The 17,685-nt window shown below is 45.1% G+C and carries 13 protein-coding genes; 6 read left to right on the top strand and 7 right to left on the bottom strand.

Going from position 1 to position 17,685, the window contains the following annotated elements:
• The gene (locus ABR189_RS24200; RefSeq protein WP_354663075.1) at positions 1 to 1,500 is read right to left on the bottom strand and encodes a flavin-containing monooxygenase; all 1,500 of its coding nucleotides are present in this window, start codon (positions 1,498 to 1,500) and stop codon (positions 1 to 3) included.
• 183 nt (positions 1,501 to 1,683) lie between these two features.
• Here ABR189_RS24200 and ABR189_RS24205 point away from each other — a divergent pair, with 183 nt between their 5' ends.
• The gene (locus ABR189_RS24205; RefSeq protein ID WP_354663076.1) at positions 1,684 to 2,580 is read left to right on the top strand and encodes a class I SAM-dependent methyltransferase; all 897 of its coding nucleotides are present in this window, start codon (positions 1,684 to 1,686) and stop codon (positions 2,578 to 2,580) included.
• 74 nt (positions 2,581 to 2,654) lie between these two features.
• Here ABR189_RS24205 and ABR189_RS24210 read toward each other — a convergent pair whose 3' ends face one another.
• The gene (locus ABR189_RS24210; RefSeq protein WP_354663077.1) at positions 2,655 to 3,473 is read right to left on the bottom strand and encodes an HAD-IIA family hydrolase; all 819 of its coding nucleotides are present in this window, start codon (positions 3,471 to 3,473) and stop codon (positions 2,655 to 2,657) included.
• Between the two features lie 284 nt (positions 3,474 to 3,757).
• Between ABR189_RS24210 and ABR189_RS24215 the strand changes: the two genes are divergently transcribed.
• Positions 3,758 to 4,912, top strand: a complete 1,155-nt coding sequence (locus tag ABR189_RS24215) for a serine hydrolase domain-containing protein (RefSeq protein WP_354663078.1) — start codon at positions 3,758 to 3,760, stop codon at positions 4,910 to 4,912.
• 453 nt (positions 4,913 to 5,365) lie between these two features.
• Here the strand turns inward: ABR189_RS24215 and ABR189_RS24220 are convergent, their stop codons facing one another.
• Both ABR189_RS24220 and ABR189_RS24225 read right to left on the bottom strand, forming a co-directional pair.
• Positions 5,366 to 6,349: an ABC transporter ATP-binding protein gene (locus tag ABR189_RS24220; protein ID WP_354663079.1), complete on the bottom strand. Its 984-nt coding sequence runs from the start codon at positions 6,347 to 6,349 to the stop codon at positions 5,366 to 5,368.
• 176 nt (positions 6,350 to 6,525) lie between these two features.
• On the bottom strand, positions 6,526 to 7,020 hold the full coding sequence (locus tag ABR189_RS24225; protein ID WP_354663080.1) for a DinB family protein: 495 nt from the start codon (positions 7,018 to 7,020) through the stop codon (positions 6,526 to 6,528).
• A gap of 271 nt (positions 7,021 to 7,291) precedes the next feature.
• On the opposite strand from ABR189_RS24225, the gene ABR189_RS24230 reads away from it, so the two are divergent.
• The 3 genes from ABR189_RS24230 to ABR189_RS24240 all read left to right on the top strand — a co-directional run bounded on the left by ABR189_RS24230 (position 7,292) and on the right by ABR189_RS24240 (position 8,852).
• Positions 7,292 to 7,834, top strand: coding sequence for an SRPBCC family protein (locus tag ABR189_RS24230; RefSeq protein ID WP_354663081.1), 543 nt, complete (start codon positions 7,292 to 7,294; stop codon positions 7,832 to 7,834).
• A 26-nt stretch (positions 7,835 to 7,860) separates the two neighbouring features.
• Positions 7,861 to 8,289 carry a VOC family protein gene (locus ABR189_RS24235; protein ID WP_354663082.1) on the top strand — a complete coding sequence of 143 codons (429 nt, stop codon included), beginning with the start codon at positions 7,861 to 7,863 and terminating at the stop codon, positions 8,287 to 8,289.
• Between the two features lie 155 nt (positions 8,290 to 8,444).
• Positions 8,445 to 8,852 (top strand): VOC family protein, encoded by a 408-nt coding sequence (locus tag ABR189_RS24240; RefSeq protein WP_354663083.1) that lies wholly within the window; start codon positions 8,445 to 8,447, stop codon positions 8,850 to 8,852.
• Between the two features lie 109 nt (positions 8,853 to 8,961).
• Here the strand turns inward: ABR189_RS24240 and ABR189_RS24245 are convergent, their stop codons facing one another.
• Together ABR189_RS24245 and ABR189_RS24250 are read right to left on the bottom strand one after the other, a co-directional pair.
• Positions 8,962 to 12,666: a hypothetical protein gene (locus ABR189_RS24245; protein ID WP_354663084.1), complete on the bottom strand. Its 3,705-nt coding sequence runs from the start codon at positions 12,664 to 12,666 to the stop codon at positions 8,962 to 8,964.
• 59 nt (positions 12,667 to 12,725) lie between these two features.
• Positions 12,726 to 15,257: a mechanosensitive ion channel family protein gene (locus ABR189_RS24250; protein ID WP_354663085.1), complete on the bottom strand. Its 2,532-nt coding sequence runs from the start codon at positions 15,255 to 15,257 to the stop codon at positions 12,726 to 12,728.
• 159 nt (positions 15,258 to 15,416) lie between these two features.
• Here ABR189_RS24250 and ABR189_RS24255 point away from each other — a divergent pair, with 159 nt between their 5' ends.
• A complete protein-coding gene (locus tag ABR189_RS24255; protein WP_354663086.1) occupies positions 15,417 to 16,985 on the top strand; it encodes a glycerol-3-phosphate dehydrogenase/oxidase in 1,569 nt (522 codons plus the stop codon).
• A 78-nt stretch (positions 16,986 to 17,063) separates the two neighbouring features.
• Here the strand turns inward: ABR189_RS24255 and ABR189_RS24260 are convergent, their stop codons facing one another.
• Positions 17,064 to 17,648 carry a nitroreductase family protein gene (locus tag ABR189_RS24260; RefSeq protein ID WP_354663087.1) on the bottom strand — a complete coding sequence of 195 codons (585 nt, stop codon included), beginning with the start codon at positions 17,646 to 17,648 and terminating at the stop codon, positions 17,064 to 17,066.
• Positions 17,649 to 17,685: the final 37 nt, after the last annotated feature.

The raw sequence follows: 17,685 nt of genomic DNA on the forward strand, positions 1-17,685 counted from the left end.
TTATGGAGCGATTTCGGTTGTTTGGTAAACAGGAGCTTGGGGAGACTCCTTTTTTAAAGTGCGCTGTAGCAAAATACGATAATCTTTTGGGTTAATGGGCTTGAAAAATTCATAAAGCGTCCAGCGGGTAGCAGTTGTAGCCAGTCCCATATCCCGCATCAGCTGGTCCAGGTGCATGAAATTAAAAGGTGCCACACAGGTGCCGCTGAATTCTGCTGCAATGGGGCGGCCATTCCGGCGCCACTGCGACATGAATTGGATATCCCCGATCATCTCTTCGGGGGAAGGTAACTGCAGCGATTGCTGTACATAACGTACCAGCCAGTTGGCCGCCACTTCTGATGTAAGTGTGGTAAAGAGGCTGGAGTTATAGCCTATAAAGCCAAGCTGAGGTACCTGTGGATGAAGGATATTCCGGAACAACTGATAGCCGGTTGTTTTATCCAGCACCAGCTCGCGGTATCGGGGTTCCAGGAAGGGGAGTTCCTGAGAAAATCCGGTACCGCAAACCACTACGTCAGGCGTCAGCACCTGACCATTACGCAGTATCAGTTTGTTGCCATCAAAATGATCGATCTCTGTTTGTTGTGCTTTGATCAGCCCGCTGGCTACTTTTTGATAAAAGCCTTCCGGGGCCACTCCCAGGCTGCAACTGATCTGGTCTTCAATGCGGTGTTGCGGAGCCATACCGCAGGCTTTCAGCTTGAATTGTTTTTTAAGTAACAGTTCCAGTCCGCGCCATTGTGCCCAGACCAACGGTTTGCCTGCAGTATGCAGGAATTTCTGGAAAGCTGTTTTACGGGGTGCATCAAAGAACGCTTCTGAAAAGCGGGAGAACAACAGGTAACGCATATTCAGCAGGTTGCCAAAATAGCGGGGAACCTTCCATTGTGCTTTCCGGTAGAGCAGGTGACATTCCCTGGCGATGCCGGCAGCTAAAGTGGCAATATCCGTAGCAGACTTGGCAAAGCCTACCACCGCAACCGACTTGTTTTTGAGCAGCGCCGCATCATTTACCTGACTGGAATGCAGGATGGTACCGGTAAAACTTTCCATGCCTTTGAATGCAGGAATCTCCGGTTGATGAAAAGTGCCGGTGCAGATGGCAACAAAGTGAAATCTCAGTATTTCTATGCTGCTTTTAATGGCATCATATACCTCCATTTCCCATTCCTCCTGATTAAACCGGAGTTGGAGTACCGTAGTATGAAAACGTATCCTGGGGAAAACCTGGAAATGCATGGCGTATTTCTCCAGGTATTGTTGTACCTGTTCGCCAGAAGGCCAAAGCGGATAATATGCCGGCATCGGGAAATCTGAAAAGGCATATTCATCACGGGTAGTTTGAGTAGCCACGCCCAGGTAGGAACGACGCTGTTCCCAAACACCACCAATGGCGGCAGCTTTTTCGATGATGGTTACTTCATATCCTTGTTGGAGGAAAGCCTTTGCAGTGGCCAGACCGCTGAGGCCTGCGCCGATAATACCAATATGTTTCATAGTGTGTTGGGGTTTAGTGTTACGAAAGTAGTGCAGCAGTTGAAGCACCATGCTGTGAATTAATGTATGAGGTATTTTGGTTAACCCAATTCTGCTTTCCATTAATTCTGTTTCCTGAATAGCTTTTCGCATTTGCATCTTTACAGCGTTAACATCATCCCCAAAAAATTAAATTCAAATTCGATGCAACACCCTAATGAGCAACTGGCTTTTCTTCAGGAGATTATCGCCAATGGTGGCCCCGAAACAACAGAGTACGATACCCTTCATCATGTATTTGATACTATTTCCAATGCAGTAAAATCAGGCGAAATTACGCCGGATGAAATGGATACACTGCAATCTGCATTTGGAAAAGATGATGAATTTGGACGTACCATTCTGGGGCATGCAAGGAGTAAACCTTTTGGTTATGCCGGTGATTTTATGATCATTGACAAAATATACCGGGAGGAAGTAATGGCTAACGGACGTTTTGAGAAATGGGATCATTTCTGGCATGAACAGCCCGCTTGTAAAGCAGTCAGGAATCGGAAGGATTATTTTATTGACACCATTCAGCAGGCATTACAGCAGCGGCCTTCCCTGCGATTATTAAATGTGGCCAGTGGCCCGGCCAGGGATCTGGCGGAGGTATACACGGTTATTGATCCTGCACGTTTGCAAACGGTTTGTGTAGAAGCGGATGAGCATGCCATTAACTATGCCAGGGAATTGAATGAGGCACATATAGCACAGGTATCATTTGAACATCGCAATATTTTCCGCTTTCAAACAGATAACAAATTTGATATCGTGTGGAGTGCCGGATTATTTGATTATTTCGAAGACAAGGTATTTATAAAACTGCTGCGGAGATTCATGGGATGGACGAAACCCGGAGGAACAGTGATCGTAGGCAATTTTGGTGATCATAATCCTACCCGTCATTATATGGAGTTGATTGGCGACTGGCATCTGCATCACCGTCCGGCCGCAGCATTGCAGGAGATGGCGCAGGCAGCCGGCGCTGCTCCCCATGCTATACACATAGGCAAAGAAGCGGAAGGCGTGAACCTGTTCCTGCACGTACGGGTATAACAAACAAAACAAAGTTATGGAGCTGGAGAATATCCAGCTCCATAGTATTAACTAACTATGACTAATATACGTATTTAATATACTACAGCGGTGGGCATTGATTGGCCCATTACCTGCAGAAATAATTCTTCATCCAGTAAGTCTTTTACGGACCTGATAATGAAGTCCGGAGAATAGCCGAAATGGGCCAGGTCTTCCTCCTGGGTAACACCAGAGAGTGTTAATACCGTAGTGAAGCCCATAGAACCCGCCCCAAGAATATCTGTACCCATGGTGTCGCCTATCATTACGGTTTCGTCGGTAGTGAGTTGTAATGCTTTTCTGGCCATGCGCATCATCACCGGGCTGGGCTTGCCTACGCTAAACGCCTTTATACCGCTGGCAAATTCAAGCATGGCCACCAGTGCACCACATCCTGCTCTGTATTTGCCATTTCCCATGGGGCAGTTAGGGTCCAGGTTGGTAGCAATTAGCTTGGCCCCTTTCATGATCATATTGATGGCCTTGTCCACAGATTCGAGCATGATGGTTCTTCCTTCACCAATGATGACATAATCCGGTTGGTCGTCCACAATAGAATATCCTGCATTATACAATTCTGTGAGCAACCCTCCTTCTCCGATAACATAGGCGGTACCATTTTCTTTTTTAGATGCCAGGTATCTGGCTGTAGCCATGGCACAGGTAAAGATATCCGTATCATTTACCTGAAAGCCCATCTTATTCAGCTTATAACAAACATCCCTGCTGGTTCGCTGGCTGTTGTTTGTGAGGAAAAGGAAAGGTATCCCTTTCTCTCTGAGCCCATTAATAAATGCTACCGCTCCGGGAATAGGTTCACTGCCTTTGTAGATGACACCATCCATGTCAATAAGAAATCCCTTTTTTTTCATACAATCCGATGTTGGTTGTTAAATGTTGATCAATAAAAAAGAACGTACATAAGAGATGGAATGAATAAAGACGGGAAACTGCGAAGATGCCGCGATGTGTAGTGTATGAATAACCTGAAGGGTGGTTAGCTCAGCTAAAGATAATCATTAATTCCAGAAATTTACCCTCTTGTTTTGTTAATTCAAAAATGGCATCCGTTAAAAGCAGGATCTGATAATTTAGGATGCATCCCATCTTTGCATCCGACATCCAAAAAATAATTAACACCCAAAAAATGAAACAAATGAGAACACTATTTGCGCATGCTATGATTGCCATGCTACTTGCAGGAACCCTTTGTACGAGTTGCAAGAAACCTGTTGACGTGATTGTCAATAAGGGATTTGATGCCGAGCTGTTTGCCAAGAATATGACCGCAAGTCTGGAAGGAAAAACAGTAGGTTATTCCTTTGCAATTGCACAGGATGGAAAGATTGTAAAGTATGGAGTCGGTGGATCTGCACGATTGGCTACCAACAGTCCGCAGTTGGATTACCTGCTTACTACGCGTCAGGCTACCGGTAGTTGCAGTAAGACTATTACCGCATTGGCCTTATTGCAGGCATTGGAAAAAACAAGTCAGGATGAAGATGTATATCTGGCCGACTTATTACCTGGCAACTGGAATATTCATGAAAAGAACCGGAAGATCAAAGTCGCCGATCTGCTGGCGCACAAATCCGGGCTTACTTATTTTGGTGATGATTACGCCTCCTTACGCAAATGTATGGCTACTGCCACCACGGGTTTCGGGGAAGATATTCACTATAAATACAATAATGTGAATTACCTGTTGTGCCGTGTGCTGATTCCTTGTGTAGTAGCAGGAAAAGGGCCTTTCAGCGTGTTGTCTGACATAGATGCTGACGAAGCAGTATCGCAGATTTACCGCAACTATGTACGGGAAACTATTTTTAAAGCAGCCGGATTACCCGACTATAAGAAAATAGATATTGGTCCCTGGAATGATGGCGGTCCTATCAATGAAAAGCGTCCTGCTTTGAATATGACCATGTATTACAATTTTTCCAAACCAGCATTAAAGGGAATGATGAAATATACTACTTATCTTGAAAGTGGTGCAGGCGGATGGTACATGAGCGCTCCTGAAGTAGCGCAGGTACTTTTAACCGCAGAAGCCGGGAAGTATGTATCTACTGATATGCTGAAAAGAATGAAATCCGGATTCATGGGATTTGATAATAAGATAGACGGGGAGCACGGGAGCTATTACTGGAAAAATGGTTACTGGTATGATAATGAGAAGCGTGGTATCTATGCCGTTATTATGCATTTCCCGAACAATGTACAGATTGCATGGCATACTAATTCCATTGAAACGAATATTGGAGGCCCGCTTGATATAACCGGGAAGGCTTATGATAATGCATGGCGGTAGACAGACTACCGGTATATTCCTTTAACCGAAACTAAAAAACCATCAGTCCGGAATGGCTGGTGGTTTTTTATTGTTAAAGACGCTGCCAGGGATGTGGTACAACAGGTGATGATAAAGATCTGGCAGAAATGAAAAGAGCTGGACCTGCGGGGTAATCTGGCCGCTTATCTGGCAAGGGCAGTACATAATGAATCACTTAATTTTCTTAAACAAGCAGCACGTCAACAGCGGATTATTAGTGACTATCAGCGGTTCATTGACCTGAAAGTGTCGGATGCAGGCCAGGCTTTACTGGATAAGGATATTTTATCAGTATGTGGGAAGGAAAACTGGATATAAACAACGTGTTGTTATCTGGACAAAAAATAACAGCCCTAAGTATTCAAGAGGGAAAGCATGAAGGATAGCCTATGGCCCATAGGTTGCATACAAAGGTAAGAAGCGGGGTAAATGCTACAGGTACCAGACATCTTCCGGCTGTAAGGCGAGATGCATGGTTTTGCCTGTTTTGATATCGGCATTAGGTGTTTTTACGATAACCACTTCACCTGGCAGGGTTACATCGACTTCCGTGTAGCTTCCATAAAACCTGGATTGTTTTACTTTACCAGTAATTGCCTTTGGCGTTTTGGATACTATTTTGAAGTTTTCCGGCCGGATGAATAGTTTTTTCCCATTGAGGGTAATGCCTGGTAATCCTGCGAGGAATCCGGCATTAGCAGGATCAATTAAGTTATATTTTCCGAAAAGTGCGCCTACGTATTCACTTACCGGCTGCAGGTATATCTGTTGGGGAGATCCCTGTTGTATAATCTGTCCGTCTTTCATGACCATGATCTCATCTGCCCAGGAAAGCATATCCAGGGGATCATGAGAAATGAGGATACAGGTAATATTGAGTTGATTGCTGATATCGCTGATAACATCTTTTAGGATGCTTTTATGGATCATGTCGAGGTTGGAGAACGGTTCATCCAGCAACAGCAGGCGGGGAGCTGTGACCAGTAATCTGGCCAGGGCAATCCTTTGTTTTTCACCACCAGACAGCTGGTCCGTTTTCCTTTTTAGTAAATGAGCAATTCTGCATACCTGGTAGATACCCGCCGCATCTTCGTCAGTGAGCTGGTTGGCGTAATCGAGGATTTCTTCTACCCTGTAATTATTGCGTAGTTCAAAGTGCTGGGAGAGGTATACAATACCCGGATGTCCGGGCATCAGTTTTTCCAGGGGGCCTCTGATCCTTTTCTGATCAAAGTAGGCCTCTCCGGCATCTTTTTGTACTAATCCGGCTATGATTTTCAGGAGGGTACTTTTGCCGGAGCCTGTTTCGCCGGCGATGGCCATTTTCTGGAATTCCCGGAGCGTGAAGCTAACATCCCTTAGTACATAAGTTTCCTGCAATTGTTTATTGATTCCTGATACACTTAATAAACTCATATCGTCTGAAGGCTTTTTGATCCGGTAATGGCGCAAAATTAACAGATAATAAGGTAGATGGGGAATAAAAATGCAATTATCGGTGGAGGGTGGGGATATTGTATGGGCTAAAACCGGCAGGGGCCTCTGATTGTTTGGCTGCAGGTCCCTGCCGGAGTGAGTGGTGTACCTTATTGTCAGTATTTCATGGCAGGATAGTCCATCAACCTGCGCCATAATCCTATCTGACCAATGCAATAGGACTCCCGGTGTATGGTGAAGGAGCATAGTTCAAAAAGGGTGAAAAATTCACCTGGCATCATTTCAAACGACTGGCTTAGTTTTTCATCACTTACTTTCATGAGCAGTTCGCGGAGCACGGGAGAAATATTATCCCAATCCTTCTTAAAAGACGCCAGGGATGGATAGGTAGCCCCGTCCTGAATACCTTTATGGTCTTTAAAGAATTCATGGCCTGCCTGCTGTAGGTGAGTGCCCAGGGTATCTGCCAGCTCATATCTTCCTTCTACCAGGCTGCCTGTAAGCCAGGCCACATGGTTGGCCTTTGTATTCAGCCTGTTATGTGCATCCTTGTCGGATATACCTTCAATAACATTGGCGAAAAACCTGGTATGCATATCATACAGTACCAGGAGCGCGTACATGCTGCTGCTTGTGGGTTTTATGTCCATATGTATCTTTTTTGGTTTGATACAAATTTACAATGCTTTAGAATGTTTGACCGGGTGTAGAAACGCCAATATCAAGGGGGGCTTATGACATTTTTTAATGTCCGGAAGGTAAGTGAACTTTTCAGGGAGTTGGGTTGTAATATGGTAATGCTGAACAGTGGAAAAGAAAGTCGCAACTACCCCCTTATATTGTCTCATATGGCCTCCCTGTGAAATATTTAATAGGGTAAGTTTGTGGTAGATAAACCTGTAAAGAATTAAACCACATAAAATGAAAATTGTAAAAAGAATCCTGATTGTTATCGTAGCCCTTATTGCACTAGTGTTAATCGTAGCATTGTTTACAAAGAAGGACTATGCCCTTGAGCGGGAAATCACCATTAATAAGCCGAAGCAGGTAGTATTTGATTATGTGAAGTATTTAAAGAACCAGGATAATTTCAGCAAATGGGCTAAGATGGACCCCAATATGAAAAAGGAGTATAAGGGTACAGATGGGACAGTAGGTTTTGTTTCTTCCTGGGATAGTGAGAGTAAAGATGTAGGCAAGGGAGAACAGGAAATCACGGCCATCCGGGAAGGAGAGCAGATAGATTTTGCTCTTCATTTTATAAAGCCTTTTGACGGAAGAGCGAATGCTTTTATGGCTACTACTGCGTTATCCGAAAACCAGACTAATGTAAAGTGGGGTTTTAGCAGCAGGATGAATTATCCCATGAATATTATGTTGTTGTTTATGGATATGGATAAAATGCTGGGCACTGATCTGGAAACAGGCTTGCAAAACCTTAAAGGAATACTTGAGAAACAATAATTTGTTAACAATTTAAATTATAAAAAATGGCATCCGTTAATCCTTATTTAAATTTTAATGACACCTGCGAAGCAGCATTTAATCATTATAAATCTGTATTTGGGGGTGAGTTTCTGACAATCAGCCGGTTTAGCGATTCGCCTGCAGAATATCAGGGGGCACCGGAAGAGGCTAATAAAATAATGCATGTGGCATTGCCCATTGGTAATAATACGATATTAATGGGAAGTGATTGCCCGGCTTCCTGGGGGAGGGTTTCGCAAGGCAACAGCCTATCCATTGCTTATAACCCGGACAGTGAAGCTGCAGCAAAAAAGGCATTTGAGGGGTTGGCAGCAGGCGGAAAAGTGACCATGCCGCTGGAGAAAACCTTCTGGGGCGCTTACTTCGGTATGGTGATTGACCAATTCGGGGTTAACTGGATGATCAATTACACGTATGAGCAACCAAAATAATTATGATCTCCTATTGAGAAAAGAGCCACCTGTCCGGGTGGCTTTTTATTTTAAGGGATGTCGTATTCTACCCCTTAGATTGTCGCTTTTACCCAGCATTTTGTTGATGTATTGATAGTAAGTTTGTAGTATAAAATTTAAAAAACATAAAGTATATGGCAACTAAGATTTTTGTTAACTTACCAGTAAAGGACCTGAAGAAATCTGTCGCATTTTTTACTGCCCTTGGGTATAAATTCAACCCTCAGTTTACCGATGAAAATGCGACCTGCATGATTGTGACAGAGGATATTTTTGTGATGTTACTAGTAGAAGAATATTTTAAGACTTTTACCAAGAAAGAGATTGTAGATGCCCGTAAAAGTACGGAAGTACTGGTTTGTTTCTCTGCGGAAAGCAGGGAGGCAGTAGATGAAATGGTAAGCAAAGCAGTAAAAGCAGGCGGTACCGTACCAAGAGAACCCCAGGATCATGGCTTTATGTATGGACATGCATTTGAGGACCTGGACGGGCATATCTGGGAGCTGATGTATATGGATCCGAGTGCTATTAATCAGGAATAGTATACCGTTATTACAGCAGAGAAAATATACAAGTAAGAGGGTTGGCCTTTGGGCCGGCCCTTTATATTTGATGGGGTATTGCTGAGTCAGGCGTTGTCCTTTCAGGTAATTAGCGTGCAGGAAGCGAATAACGGGCAGCTATTTTACGGTATTGGCGCAGGTATTTTTTATTGCGTTTAACACCCACACTGGTTAACAGCCCTTTTGTTTGCGCCTTTACCCAGTAGTTGAAGATAAATTTCTCCCGGTCGCGTGCTACGAATAGCAGGGATTGTTTATTATTAGCGTTGCGGAGGAATGTATTAGCCAGCAGGGAAAGGAACCACCGTTGCCGGGTGGAATCTTTTTTGCTCATCAACCCGATACTTAGATTTTTATAATAGAAATCCATGGTACCCAGGGTTGCATATTTATTACCTGACCAGGTGGCAAAAACAGTATCCGCGTAACCACTATTGACCCGTACAGCTGCCATTGGCATAGCTATCTGGCTGAAGTCGGTCAGGAAAACAGGAGAGAGGTTACTTTGTGCATGAAAAGCAGAAAGCGAGTCGCCATAAGATTCCCGGTAAGAAAAGTGGCGGATATGGTTATTAAACAATTTTCCACTGGCCGTTACAGTTAGGCTATCGTTGGCATTGTGCCTGCTTTTGATATGTGTGATTACCCCATTAATATGTTCAATTGGAATGGAGGACCATTTATTGGTAGCTTTAGATGACTCCTGCACGGTTACTTTGCTTTGTTGTATGTGTATGGTATCTATTTGTAAAGCAAGGGGGATGGTATTGATCAGTTTCGTAGGCATTGGTTTTTCTATACCATGCTGAAAAGGCATCCGTTTGTCTCTTGCCGTAATGAGGTCTGCCTTATCCAGGATGACCTTTTTTATTTTCACACCACTATCTGCAGGCAGTTGAGGGAAGGTAATGCCGGAGATATGCGCGGCACCACCTCTTACCACCATATAGTCTCCCTGCCATTTTTGGGTACGGAAAGTTTCTTCCCTGCTCTTATTAGGGGTAACATCAAAATTATATACACTGAAAGTATTACCGGTCGGATCCCAGTTGTAGGAATCTGCATGGGCAGTCACCTGCTTTCCTTTGTATACCAACCGGCCTGCATGGAGGGTGGTTTTGTTTACCAGTGATGGCCAGGCAAACTTTGTTTTGGGATGGAAGGAGGCTGCAGGATCTTCAAATATACCTGATAGTGCATCCTGGGTAAGTTCGGTACTATCTGTCTGCTGCAGTTTTACCGTAGCCTGGTTCCATGTTAGTCTGGTACTGGCGGTAAGGGATAAGCCCCGTTTTTTATCCGGGGTAATATGTCCGTTTGTAAGCGTCAGTGATGATTGTGGGATGAAAGCGGTAAGGTGTGCAGTATGCAGTGAAATATCAGACAGGTGGGCAGTAGCGGAATGGTAAGCAAATCCTTCCCCTTTTTTGTGCAGTTCTTTTATCTGTGCACTTACGGTCGCATCTAGGGTGGTGGTATCTGTAGTACCAACAGTTTGATGATTTACGGTAGCTTGTGTTGCAGAAAAAGATTGTATGAACAATTGTTCCGGATCGGTGGAATGCAGGTTGCCTGTTATTTTAATAAATGGAATAAATATCCTGGTATCAGCTTTGTCCTTCCGTAGGGATATCCGGGCAGCATCCATTATGCTTTCCCCAAGGTTATTAAAAGTAATCCGGGGGATAGCCACTTTTATCCCGGGATGATCAAATGACAGGTTATAGAGTGACGCCACCGCATGCTTCCACACAAAATGATGTGCGGTAGAATATATATTATCCAGGAATATTTCGTGGGCATTGAATTGGAGATGGGAGTTGGTGTTTCCCATATTAAATGCCAGGTGTTGAATGGCCAGTTCGCCGATACGTATAACCGGCAGTTTTTGTGCCGGAGAAGTGGCTGCCTTTTTATTGTTATTTAGATGGATGGACAGGTGGTTAAAATGCAGCAGGTTGATCTGGATATCTTTCGTTTGCTGATACACATCCCAATCAAATACTTCCCAGTAGAGCTTTTCGCCTTTTATGACGGTACCATTAGCAAGGTGGAGTTGAAGTTGGTCCAGGTGATTATTTCGCTGGATACCGTTAAAACGGTAATTATCCGCTTGCAGTTCCATTCCTGCTGTACGGAGCTGTACTGTTTTGATTTGTAGTTTGGGGATGGAATGTTTGATATCTACCAGCGAGTCACTCTGGAAAAAATGGTTCAGGAGGATATCTGCGTGCATCCCCTGCACCTGAAGGCGAACTGCCTTGCCCCTGGAAGACTGGAAATTAAGCTGCCCGTTTACAATATGAAAGTCCTTTACATTTACCAGTTCACTTAATCCATGTAATGTTTGGTAGATACCTGCTTCATGGTGTGTGGTATCGGAGAAGATTGTTTGTCTGGCTATTGTTTTTTCCGTTTTGCGATGATCATAGAAATTAATAGCGGGTTCGTATAATACCGCACTTGCAGCATGTAATTTTTTTTGTATCAGGTCGGCAATATCTATATTATTCAGGCGCAGGAAGGGAGCTGTAAAGGTCAATCCTTTCCCTGTATGATTGTAAGGGGAGGGGCCATATACAGCGTTGGTAAAAATAATATCATTGCGCAGCAGGGTAAACTCATCAATAGCTATCTGAAACAAGCTATCAGGTGAATAGAAACGGATCTCTTTCAGGTTAAACTGAATGCTGTCCGTAGTGATGGGTGGATTGGCCGCCGGATGTATATTCAGGTTAAATATTTTCAGATTATTTTTCTGTGCACTCGCCATGGCAGCAGTGGTATCATGGTTTTTCAGCAGGAGTTCACCTTCCCGCACATCGATGTATTGTATATTGATCTTTTTAAACAGCTGATGAGCAGCCCCGGCAATAGTGGCCGTATCCTTTACCTGTTGGGGTTTATGGCTGCGGGGAAGTTTTAGAACAGGGTGTATACAAAGCAATGTGTCGATCAGCAGTTCATCTTTCATATAAATGGCCGGCAGATGTTTTGAGTTAAAAACAAATCTGTCGGCACTTAATGACATCGCCCCTTTTTCGGCAGTAGCCATGCCATGGATGACGCAGGAGTCCAGTTCAAAGCGCTGATTTTTACCGGAGAAATGTAATTTTTTAAAGCTGATGGTATGGTTGCCGTCCGGTAATACCCAGTTTTGATCGTGGAGGGAGATATCTATATCATCAGAAGCCAGCAGGTGACTATCTGAGCTGGTAATTCTGGTAAAATTGCGGATGGATAGATTAAGGTGGCTGGCCTGTAGCGGCGCCGGTCCATTCTTTCTGGTGTAGGAGAATGCGCCTTCCTTCAGGTGCAGGGAACGTATCTGGAAATGTACGAGTGTTCTTTTCAGATTGGTAAGAATACTGGAAATGTGGAAGGCCACGTGTTTTTGTTCCCTTATTTTATGTTCATGCACTTTAAGAGTGGGCGCGGTAACTGCCAGGCTATCTATCACCAGTTTTTTATGGAAGATCAGATCTGTCCAGGATGCGATGGAAAAATATGCTTCAGGAATTTTTATATCGTAGTGAGAAGCAACGTTGGAGGTGTCTTTACATACCAGTGTCACATTTTTCAGTACCATATTTTTCTTAGACAGGGAGAACCCGATATGGTCGGCATTAAAAGCGTAGGTCCCCTTTGACTCTTTCTCAACAATGAATGCAGCAATATCCCTGAACCGGTAGGTAATCGCATAATATAAAACGGTCCCCACTATAAAACGAATAGCCAGGAGAATCAAGATCCATTTGATCCACTTTTTTTGTCTGGGGGATGGGTTCACCATTCAAGTTTAAACAAAAAAATGTGGAATGTCAATAGTGTAATGAAAAGGAATACCATTCATTATGCTTGTTTTTCAGGATCAATACTCCCCCATTGTTTAAGTACTCCAGGGTCTACAGAACGTATATGCAGGTCCGTTTGAGGGTAAGGAATTTCAATACCGGCTTTTTGCAGGTTTTCATAGATGGTGGTGAGCACATCACTTTGCAGCTGGCCGGCTGTGCCCAGGTCTCCTATCCAGAAGAACAAGCGGAAGTTGATGGAATTGTCGCCAAACTGGTAGAGGAATACCAGCGGCGCAGGATTAGTTAAGATCCCTTCTCTGCCTTCCATGGCTTTTTTCAGAATATCCGTTACCTGTGCTACATCAGATCCGTAGCCTACACCAATGATCAGTTCTACCCGCCGGGTACGGCTGCTGAGGGTCCAGTTGATCAGTTGTTGTGAGATCAGGTCGCCATTAGGAACAATCACTTCGGAGCCGTCATAGGCGGATATTTTGCTGGAGCGTATCCCAATTTCTTTTACCACGCCGGAGCGGGTACCGAGTTCTATAACATCCCCTACTTCTATTGGTTTTTCAAAAGCCAGGATAATACCCGAAACGAGGTTATTCACAATGTTTTGCAATCCGAAGCCAATACCTACACCCAGTGCCCCTATTACAATAGCCAGCTTATCCATTGGAATGCCGGAAGCAGCAAATGCCACGAGGATACCGATAGCCAGTACTGCCAGTTTGACCAGCAACATGGCCGAGCCCAGTTTTACTTTTTTGGAGGGCGCTGCCGTTTGTCCGGTGTTGCCAAAGAGGTAGGCAATTAACTGGGTAATAATCGTAGCTACCCATATTACGAGGAGGAACACAATAATACTTCCGAAGGTAAAAGCGGTATTGCCTATTGTTCTTGATTTCACCAGGAAGTCGGCAATGGCTTCATAGATGGTATCGTAGATATACAGGTTGCGGGCCACCAGCATGAGCCAGCCGATAATGGCAATCGCCGCAAGAAAGGTTTGCAGTTTTGATTTGATCTGCTGATAATCGGTAAAGGAGATAAAAGTGCTGGAATCTTTATTGGCTTCTACCTGGAGGTATACTGCCTCCATCAGGATTTCCACAAAAATAAACAGGCTCATCGCCATCACGGTATTGATCACACTGCTGGCGCCAATGATTTTGGCCGCCGTTACCCTGGCAGAGATCACCAGCAGCAGAGCGAAGCAGCTCATCGCAATCATGGTCCATATAATAAAGCGGGTATGGCGTGGCTGGCTGAAAGTACTGTTGGCCGTAGCCTTCAATAGATATGCTCCGAGGAAGATAGCAGAAAGTGCTCCGAGGAAAAGTCCCCATTCTTCCACAAAGGTAGCTTCAATGAGCAGGTTGTTGAGGCAGTACAGGAAAAGTAATCCCAGCAGCACCAGCCAGTACCGGAATAATATTCTGGGTAGATATTGCCGCAATATAATGGAGAGGGGGATTACAATCACCGCCCAAGTAAGTTCGGTAAACAGGATAGGGTATTTTACAGAGAGCATAGAAGCCAGCGTAGCCACAAATACGAGGGTACAGGCCACCGGGAATTGGTAGAGGTATTTAGAATGTTTAAGAATGGCTTCTGCTTCCGCATTATCATGATGGCGCCGGATCCGGCGGATATTATTATATACCCACAGGGTAAAGAAAATGGCGATCAGGATCCAGATGATAAAAACAGGCCATTGTACCGCCAGGAAGATGGTAAGTACTTTTACGCTTTTATGGATGGAGCTGTGCAATACGGCAATAAAATCCCTGGGTCTTTTGGCGAGGTCCTGATCACCGCTGTGCCATAGATAGCTGTAGTCGCGGTTAAACATGCGGCCGGTGAATCCGGACAATTGGTAGTCCATGTCTTCCAGCAGGTTGGTAACATCTATGTATCTGTTGGCCACCCGGTTCTGAAGTAGCCCCAGCTGTATCAGATTTTTGCGGTTGGCGCTGTCTACCTGCCGGTATTTCTGGATGAGGTTGGCGATCTGGCCTACATAAAAACCGTAGAGCTCATCCTCTTCCGGGATATTACGCATGGAGGTATCGCGTCGGATAGTAGCCATGGTATCGCTGATATTTACCAGCCGGCCGTAGTAGCGGAACAGGTCATCCTGCCATCCTTTCAGTTGTCGTTCCAATTGCTCCAGCATTACCTTATTGGTATATACATCATGTATATTGGGCGTTCTGCCGAGGGTAGCGATGTTTCTTTTGATCAGGGTCAGGGAAGAATCCGTAAGCGGAATACTGGCGCTGATCCGCGTGGTATCGAAGCCCCGTTTTAGTACACTCATGGTTTGGTTGAGCATGAGCGTATACCCTTCAATGCGGTTGATCAGTACGGCCACGGTAGTATCAGATTTCCTGATTTTGTTAACAGAATCTTTGGCCAGTTTGGTCAGGTTTCTGCTAATGGTGGCGCTGTCTATTTTGGTGGTGGTGTCGGGGCGGTTGGTGTTTTTCTGGCCGGGTTGCGCAAAAATAGCCTGGGCAAAGCACAGCAGGCATGCCAGTAGAATCAATCCTTTAGCCGGGTGAACTTTTAATGCTACCATTTATGATACCGGTATTTAAAGCCCATTATCCATCTGTCACTATATCCTGTATATTACAATATTAATTAAAAAAAGGGTGTGCACCTTTTGACTGACATTTTTTAGGCGGTATTCCCATGCTATCGAACCAAACACCTGCTTTTCCGGTTAATTAAGGGTATGAAACGAGAATCCATTGTTGCCTTATTGCAGAAAGAACCACCAAGAGTGTGGGATGTAGTGGTGATAGGCGGTGGCGCTACCGGGTTGGGTACCGCCCTGGAGGCAGTTACGCGGGGCTATAAGACCCTGTTGCTTGAACAAGCCGATTTTGCCGCCTCCACTTCCAGTAAAAGCACCAAGCTGGTACATGGCGGGGTGCGTTACCTGGCACAGGGAGATGTAGGACTGGTACGCGAAGCCAGTATGGAGCGGGGGCTACTGGTACAGAATGCCCCTCACCTGGTCAGGAACCTTGCTTTTGTGATCCCCACCTTCAGCACCTGGGAAAACATTAAATATACAATGGGGTTAAAGATGTACGACTGGCTGGCAGGCAAGCTGAGCCTGGGCAGTTCTGTGCATATTTCCCGGCAAACCACACTGGAAAAATTAAGCACTTTAAAACCGGATGGTCTGGCAGGAGGGGTATTGTATCATGATGGACAGTTTGACGACAGCCGTCTGGCGGTAAACCTGGCACAAACCATTGTTGATAAAGGAGGTACCGTATTGAATTACATGAAGGTAACTGCCTTGCATAAAGATGCGTTTGGACGCATCAATGGGGTAACGGCCAGGGATACCCTGTATCACCATGAACTGTCCTTTAATGCCCGGGCGGTGATTAATGCTACCGGTGTATTTGCGGATGATATACTGGAAATGGATAATCCTCAGGCTCCCCGGTCTATTGCTGCCAGCCAGGGTGTACATGTAGTGCTGGACAGTTCCTTTTTGCCTGGGCATCATGCGCTGATGATTCCGGAAACCAGTGATGGGCGGGTACTGTTTGTGGTGCCCTGGCATAATAAAGTGGTGGTAGGTACTACGGATACCCCTGTTAAGCATATCAGCCTGGAACCACATGCCATGGAAGAAGAAATCGGGTTTATACTTAAAACCGCCGGGCAGTATTTAAGCCGTGCACCGCAGCGGGAAGATGTACGGAGTGTGTGGGCAGGACTGCGTCCGCTGGCGGCTGCTAAAGCGGAAGGGCATAAAACGAAGGAAATATCGCGTAGTCATAAAATTATAGTAGCCTCTTCCGGTTTGCTTACCATCATTGGAGGCAAGTGGACTACTTACCGGCGGATGGCGGAAGATGTGATCCGGAAGATGGAGCAGGTACATAAATGGAAACGGACGGCGTCTGCGACTCATCATCTGAAACTCCACGGGGCAGCTAATAAGGTAAACTGGGAAGATCCCTGGTTCTTTTATGGCAGTGACAGATTCCAGATACACCAGATGGTGGCTACCCAGCCTGATCTGCAGGAGTTGCTCAGCCCGTCATTACATATTATCAAAGCACAGGTTATCTGGGCGGTAAGAGAAGAGATGGCCCGGCATATAGACGATTTTCTGGCCCGTCGTACCCGCGCATTGTTCCTTGATGCCCGTGAAGCATTACGGATTGCTCCCGTAGTGGCGGCTATCATGGCAGCAGAGCTGGGCAAAGGGAGTGATTGGATAGCGGAGCAGCTGGCAGCATTTGAAGCCCTGGCCAATGGTTACCTGTTAAATTGAGCGTCATGGATGGCTGTATAAAATAAAAACGGATCATACCAGTTGATCCGCTTTGTATCTCCATAAATTAATAATGTACTACCTGTTCCAAAGTACCTTCTCGCTCAATGGCCTTAATCTTCTACCAGCAGGTATGGGCTCATCGGTATAGCCCAGGTAAAATAATCCCAGTACCTGGTCTTCCTCTCCCAATGATAAATAATCCCGCATAGCAGGGTGAAGGGTCATCCCTCCTGAGCCCCAGTAAGCTGCAATGCCCATTGCGGTAGCGCCCAGCCACATGTTCTGTACAGCACAGGAAACAGCTGCTACTTCTTCTATCACCGGAATTTTAGGATTATTGCCCCGTTTCATACAGATAGCAATGATGTGGGAAGCCAGGTTGCCCTGGTTTTTCAGTTTGTCGAAATTGCCCGGTATAAAATTTTCAGCAGGTGTGTTGGCCTTATATAAGGCAGCATGACCGGCACAAAATTCCTGTACCTGATCCCCGCTGTATACTACAAAATACCAGGGCTCTGTATAGCCATGCGTAGGCGCCCAGTCGGCCAGTTGTAATAACTGCTGTACCAGCTCATCAGGAACTTTTTTCCCGTTCATACTGGTAGGCTTTACTGTACGTCTTTGTTTGATGATCTCTTCAATTGATACTTGTTGCGCCATGCTCATCTGTTTGGTTTTATCAGGAGATAAAAAGGGA

The organism is Chitinophaga sp. H8 (assembly GCF_040567655.1).
Taxonomy (GTDB): domain Bacteria; phylum Bacteroidota; class Bacteroidia; order Chitinophagales; family Chitinophagaceae; genus Chitinophaga; species Chitinophaga defluvii.

What these genes read in the sequence shown, in the direction of transcription:
- ABR189_RS24200 (WP_354663075.1), bottom strand. Translation starts at nt 1,500, where the DNA reads ATGAAACATATTGGTATTATCGGCGCAGGCCTCAGCGGTCTGGCCACT.
- ABR189_RS24205 (WP_354663076.1), top strand. Translation starts at nt 1,684, where the DNA reads ATGCAACACCCTAATGAGCAACTGGCTTTTCTTCAGGAGATTATCGCC.
- ABR189_RS24210 (WP_354663077.1), bottom strand. Translation starts at nt 3,473, where the DNA reads ATGAAAAAAAAGGGATTTCTTATTGACATGGATGGTGTCATCTACAAA.
- ABR189_RS24215 (WP_354663078.1), top strand. Translation starts at nt 3,758, where the DNA reads ATGAGAACACTATTTGCGCATGCTATGATTGCCATGCTACTTGCAGGA.
- ABR189_RS24220 (WP_354663079.1), bottom strand. Translation starts at nt 6,349, where the DNA reads ATGAGTTTATTAAGTGTATCAGGAATCAATAAACAATTGCAGGAAACT.
- ABR189_RS24225 (WP_354663080.1), bottom strand. Translation starts at nt 7,020, where the DNA reads ATGGACATAAAACCCACAAGCAGCAGCATGTACGCGCTCCTGGTACTG.
- ABR189_RS24230 (WP_354663081.1), top strand. Translation starts at nt 7,292, where the DNA reads ATGAAAATTGTAAAAAGAATCCTGATTGTTATCGTAGCCCTTATTGCA.
- ABR189_RS24235 (WP_354663082.1), top strand. Translation starts at nt 7,861, where the DNA reads ATGGCATCCGTTAATCCTTATTTAAATTTTAATGACACCTGCGAAGCA.
- ABR189_RS24240 (WP_354663083.1), top strand. Translation starts at nt 8,445, where the DNA reads ATGGCAACTAAGATTTTTGTTAACTTACCAGTAAAGGACCTGAAGAAA.
- ABR189_RS24245 (WP_354663084.1), bottom strand. Translation starts at nt 12,666, where the DNA reads ATGGTGAACCCATCCCCCAGACAAAAAAAGTGGATCAAATGGATCTTG.
- ABR189_RS24250 (WP_354663085.1), bottom strand. Translation starts at nt 15,257, where the DNA reads ATGGTAGCATTAAAAGTTCACCCGGCTAAAGGATTGATTCTACTGGCA.
- ABR189_RS24255 (WP_354663086.1), top strand. Translation starts at nt 15,417, where the DNA reads ATGAAACGAGAATCCATTGTTGCCTTATTGCAGAAAGAACCACCAAGA.
- ABR189_RS24260 (WP_354663087.1), bottom strand. Translation starts at nt 17,648, where the DNA reads ATGGCGCAACAAGTATCAATTGAAGAGATCATCAAACAAAGACGTACA.